Annotated in this window: 4 protein-coding genes; 3 read left to right on the top strand and 1 reads right to left on the bottom strand. The window is 52.4% G+C overall.

The annotated features are described in order from the left end of the window. Window positions 1-228: transposase (locus AADEFJLK_RS23095; protein WP_146054728.1), on the top strand; the 228-nt coding region annotated here is incomplete at its 5' end. Here the strand turns inward: AADEFJLK_RS23095 and AADEFJLK_RS23100 are convergent. Next, window positions 225-407 carry a hypothetical protein gene (locus tag AADEFJLK_RS23100; protein ID WP_103975964.1) on the bottom strand — a complete coding sequence of 61 codons (183 nt, stop codon included), beginning with the start codon at window positions 405-407 and terminating at the stop codon, window positions 225-227. The genes AADEFJLK_RS23095 and AADEFJLK_RS23100 overlap by 4 nt on opposite strands. Before the next feature lie 185 nt (window positions 408-592). On the opposite strand from AADEFJLK_RS23100, the gene nifJ reads away from it, so the two are divergent. Continuing rightward, entirely contained in the window at window positions 593-4,213 is a 3,621-nt protein-coding gene (gene nifJ / locus AADEFJLK_RS23105) for a pyruvate:ferredoxin (flavodoxin) oxidoreductase (protein ID WP_103975965.1), read from the top strand. Continuing rightward, window positions 4,206-5,234 carry a dihydroorotate dehydrogenase-like protein gene (locus AADEFJLK_RS23110; RefSeq protein WP_103975966.1) on the top strand — a complete coding sequence of 343 codons (1,029 nt, stop codon included), beginning with the start codon at window positions 4,206-4,208 and terminating at the stop codon, window positions 5,232-5,234. Before nifJ ends, AADEFJLK_RS23110 begins: the two co-directional genes overlap by 8 nt. Window positions 5,235-5,582: the final 348 nt, after the last annotated feature.

Genomic DNA, 5,582 nt, shown 5'->3' on the forward strand with positions numbered 1-5,582 from the left:
GAATTCCTATGGCTCAATACCATACTGGGCAACCTTAAGACCAGCCTTGGTGGTGCTTACCATGCGTTTGGGTTCGCAAAATATGCCTCGCGTTATCTGGGGGCGTTCGCCTATCGCTTCAACCGCATGTTCCAGCTCGATAAGCTTCCCATGCGCCTGCTTGTTGCCGCCATCGCCGTTGGGCCTCGCCCAGAGGTTTGGATCCGCTCGGCTGAAGCATCTTGCTAATCAGGAATCCCTTTGTCTTGGTCTTTGCCCATAAATTCGCCGACAATCTCCATCGTAATGGCTTCGCAGTCACTCGGTTTGGTCGGGAAGCCCCGCTTCCTCAGCGGGTTGGGGGCCACTTTTTCATAGCAATCGCATACGCAACAATACACATAAATGATGAAATCTTCGACGGGCATGACGGCTTCTCCGGTAAGGTAGTTTGTTGACCTGAACCTAAGACCAGAATGGCCCCCTTAAAATTCTCCTAAAAAGTCGAACATCGCGTGATAAACATAAATTCTGCTCGACAAATACCTCATTAGGATTAAGATTATTATAATCTGTTAATGCGTTAACCAGCGCTCATCTTAAGAGGTGCCTTATGCCACATCAGCAAACGCTTACTATTGACGGCAACCAGGCCGCCGCGATTATCGCCCATAAGCTCAATGAAGTGATTGCCATTTACCCGATCACCCCCGCCTCGCCGATGGGCGAATGGGCGGACGAATGGTCGGCACAGGGACAAGTGAATTTATGGGGGACGGTGCCGCAGGTCATCGAAATGCAAAGCGAGGCCGGAGCCGCCGGGGCGATACACGGGGCTTTACAGGCGGGGGCGTTGGCGACCACCTTCACTGCTTCGCAAGGCTTGTTGCTGATGTTGCCGAATATGTACAAAATTGCTGGCGAGCTGACAGCCACGGTCTTCCATATCGCCGCCCGCTCCTTAGCCTGTCAGGGCTTGTCGATCTTTGGCGATCACAGCGACGTGATGGCGGCACGGATGACCGGTTTCGGGATGCTTTGCGCCAACTCGCCGCAAGAAGTGTTAGATTTTGCCTTAATCGCCCATGCCGCCGCGTTGGCGGGGCGAATTCCGCTGATGCACTTTTTTGACGGCTTCCGCACGTCGCACGAAATCGCCAAGATTCAATTGCCCGATGATACGGTGCTACACGCCATGATTAACGAGGTATGGCTACACGCCCACCGCCAACGCGGCCTAACGCCTGACCGTCCGGTGTTGCGCGGCACGGCGCAAAATCCCGATGTCTATTTTCAGGCCCGTGAAACCGTTAATAGCTATTATCAAGCCATGCCCGGCCTTGTCCAACAGGCAATGGACCGCTACGCCGGACTGACAGGCCGTCACTACCAATTATTTGATTATTTTGGCTCAGAACAGGCCGAACGGGTCATTATCATCATGGGGTCAGCGGCGGAAGCGGTGGCGGAAACGGTGGACTACTTAAATAACCACAGTGAGACCGTCGGCTTGCTGAAAGTGCGTCTGTACCGGCCTTTTTCTGCCGAGGCTCTGATTGCCGCCTTGCCCGCCACTTGCAACAAAATTGCCGTACTCGACCGCACAAAAGAGCCGGGTGCAGATGGCGAGCCGCTATATAAAGACGTGGTGACGGCGATTGCCCAAAATCACCGCAAATTTTCAGGTTTTCCGACCATTATCGGCGGACGGTATGGGCTGTCCTCAAAGGAATTCACCCCCGGCATGATTCGGGCGATTTTTGCCGAACTGGCACAACCGCAACCGAAAAACCCCTTCACCATCGGCATCTATGATGACGTTACCCATACCAGCCTAGCGTGGGACGCGGCGTTCCGCACCGATGCCCAGGCCGAGACTTTCCAGGCGATGTTTTATGGCCTAGGCAGTGACGGCACGGTGAGCGCCAATAAAAATACCATAAAAATCATTGGTGAAGCGACCGACCTATACGCGCAAGGGTATTTTGTCTATGATTCGAAAAAATCCGGCGCCATTACCGTCTCGCATCTGCGTTTTGGCAAACAGCCGATACGCTCGACCTATCTGATTGCCGATAACGATGCCCAGTTTATCGGTTGCCATCAAACGATTTTCTTAGAACGCTACGATATGCTGAAAAACGCCGCCGCTAATGCGGTGTTTTTACTCAACTCGCCACAAACGCCCGAACAGGTCTGGGCTTCGCTACCCGCGCAAATGCAGCAGCAAATGCGGGCGAAAAACCTGCGCTTTTATGTCATCGACGGCTATAAAGTCGCCGAGCTGTGCGGCATGGGCAAGCACATCAATACCATCATGCAAACCTGCTTTTTCGCCATTTCCGGCGTGCTGCCCCAAGATCAGGCGATTGCCGCGATCAAGCACGCCGTCGAAAAAACCTACCGCAAAAAAGGCCAGCGCATTGTCGAACTGAATTTTCAGGCCATTGATGACACCTTAGCCAATTTGCACCCGGTCAACTACGCCGCCCTACCCGCCAATGATACGGGTTGGATTATCCCGTCCCGCATCCCGGCTTCGGCCCCAGATTTTGTCAAACAGGTGACAGGCGAAATTATTGCTGGGCATGGCGATTTGCTACCCGTCAGCGCTATGCCCTGCGACGGCACATTTCCGACCGGCACTGCCGCGTATGAAAAACGCAATCTGGCGATGGCAATCCCGGTTTGGGAGACCGATCTATGCACCCAATGCGGCAAATGCGTGATGGTCTGCCCACATGGCGTAATCCGCAGTAAAATCTATGCGACAGAAGCATTGGCAAACGCCCCCGCCAGTTTTAAACACGCGCCGATGCTAGGCAAAGATTTTCCCGAAGGTTTGACGATGAGCTACCAAGTAGCGCCGGAAGATTGCACAGGCTGTACCTTGTGTGTCGACATTTGCCCGATACGCGACAAATCTAATGCCAGCCGCAAGGCCTTGAACATGCAGCCGCAAGCCCCTTTAGTGGAAAGCGAGCGCGACAATTGGGCGTTCTTTTTAAGCCTGCCGGAATATGACCGCCGCCTGTTAAAAACCAACACCATCAAAGGCGCGATGGTCATGCAGCCCTTGTTTGAATTTTCCGGCGCTTGTGTCGGTTGCGGCGAAACCCCGTATTTAAAACTGGCCTCGCAACTGTTCGGCGACCGTATGGTGATTGCCAACGCCACGGGTTGCTCGTCGATCTACGGCGGTAACTTACCGACAACCCCTTGGACTAAAAATGCCGAAGGCCGCGGCCCCGCTTGGAATAATTCGCTGTTTGAAGACAATGCCGAGTTTGGCTTAGGTATACGCATTGCTCTTGATAAACAGCGCGACCACGCCCAAGAACTGTTGGCGGACTTACGTCCCCTGCTAGGGGCTGAAGTAGCCGATGCCATCCTAATGGCCGACCAAGCCGATGAAGCGGAAATTTACGAACAACGCGAACGGGTCGCCGATTTAAAACACCATCTCGCCAAACTCAGCCACAGCAAAGCCATCGCCTTACTGGAACTCGCCGACCATTTGTGTAAAAAAAGCGTCTGGATTATCGGTGGTGACGGCTGGGCTTATGATATTGGTTTTGGCGGGGTCGACCATGTCCTCGCCAGTGGCCGCAACGTCAATATTTTGGTGCTGGACACCGAAGTCTATTCCAACACCGGCGGGCAAACCTCCAAATCCACGCCCTTAGGCGCGGTCGCCAAATTCTCGGCAGGCGGCAAGGCGACCGCGAAAAAAGACTTGGCCTTATTGGCGATGGACTACCCCAACGTCTATGTCGCCCATGTCGCTTACGCGGGCAAAGATACCCAAACCCTGAATGCGTTCTTGGAAGCCGAAGCACATGACGGGCCGTCGATCATTATCGCTTACGCGCCTTGTATCGCTCACGGTGTCGATTTGTCCAACAACCACCGCCAACAGAATTTGGCCATCAAAAGTGGGCATTGGCCATTATTCCGCTTCGACCCTAACAAAATTAAGCACGGCAAAAACCCCATGCACTTGGACTCTGCTGAACCCTCTATCCCTTACCGCGATTTTGTCATGAGCGAAACCCGTTTCAGCATGTTATGGCAAAGCCAGCCTGAGGCGGCGGAAGCGTTTTTGCAACAGGCGCAACAAGATGTGAGACACCGCTACCATTATTATAAACAACTGTCCGAACTGGTTTTGGATGAAAATACCTCCGTTTCGGCAGTCAAAGCCCAATTAAAAACCGAGGCCAGCCATGATTGACTTACCCAGCGTTGACTTAAGCACCCGTTACCTAGGCCTGCACCTGGCGAATCCGCTCATCCCGTCCGCCTCGCCCCTGAGCAAGGACTTGGACAGTGCGCGGCGGCTTGAGGATGCCGGTGCCTCAGCCATTGTCATGTATTCGCTGTTTGAAGAGAAAATCACCGCCGAAACCCGCCATTTCGCCCGCTTTTTTTTCCAGCAAGCACTAGGCCACGGTGAAGCCGACTCCTTCCACCCCGTTCCCGCCAACGTGCAAACCTACCAGCAACATTATCTGGAGCATCTGCAAAAGCTGAAGACCCACTTAGGGATTCCGGTTATCGCCAGCCTCAACGGCACATCCGTCAGCGGTTGGTTGGATTACGCGCGGGACATGCAAGAAGCGGGGGCCGACGCGTTGGAATTGAACATTTACCATCTGGCGGCTAACATCCTTGAAGACAGCCAAACTGTAGAAAACCGTTATCTGGATATTGTCCAAGAACTGAAAAAACATATCCGCTTGCCGATTGCCTTAAAACTGTCCGCACAATTTAGCTCACCGCTCCATTTCGCCAAACGATTGGAACAGGCCGGAGCCGATGGGCTGGTCTTGTTCAACCGCTTTTACCAGCCCGATATTGATTTGGAGACCTTGCAAGTTGTGCCGAAACTGGAACTGTCCACGCCTGCCGAAGCCTTATTGCGTATTCGCTGGACGGCGTTAATGTACGCGCGGGTGAAATTGTCGCTGGCCGTCACAGGCGGCTTCCATACCGCCCCTGATATTATCAAAGCCCTGCTGGCCGGAGCGGATGCCGTACAACTTTGCAGTGTCTTACTGACCCACGGTGCGGATAAACTGCGCGAATTATTAGGGGAATTGGCCGCGTGGCTGACCGAACATGAGTATGAATCCGTCAGCCAACTAAAAGGCAGCGTCAGCCAACAACACGCCATAGACCCCAGTGCTTACGAGCGGGCGAATTATGTGCAGGTGCTGGATAGTTATAGCTATCCGGTGGGGATGTTGCGATAGGGAAGACCGTGGTTTTTTACTAATTTTTATTTTTATATTAAAAATCAATAGCTTGTTTAATATAGGAGAATGGTCAGACAAGTCATTCTGCCTGGCCATTTTGCTTATTGTAGAACTACCAAATAGATTACAATTTTTTTAATTTAACAAAAATCTCCATTTCAACGTAACCATCATTTCTTACGTCGTTTAAGTAATGTTCTAACATTACGCGATGTTCAACTTTTTAGGGCGTGAAATTTTAAGGGTGACATTCTTGTCTTAGGTTCAGGTTAATCGAACTACCTTACCGGAGAAGCCGTCATGCCCGTCGAAGATTTCATCATTTATGTGTATTGTTGCGTATGC

Source organism: Methylovulum psychrotolerans (assembly GCF_002923755.1).
GTDB classification, from domain to species: Bacteria; Pseudomonadota; Gammaproteobacteria; order Methylococcales; family Methylomonadaceae; genus Methylovulum; species Methylovulum psychrotolerans.

Coding starts and splice junctions, on each gene's coding strand:
- AADEFJLK_RS23100 (WP_103975964.1), bottom strand. CDS start 407: ATGCCCGTCGAAGATTTCATCATTTATGTGTATTGTTGCGTATGCGAT.
- nifJ (WP_103975965.1), top strand. CDS start 593: ATGCCACATCAGCAAACGCTTACTATTGACGGCAACCAGGCCGCCGCG.
- AADEFJLK_RS23110 (WP_103975966.1), top strand. CDS start 4,206: ATGATTGACTTACCCAGCGTTGACTTAAGCACCCGTTACCTAGGCCTG.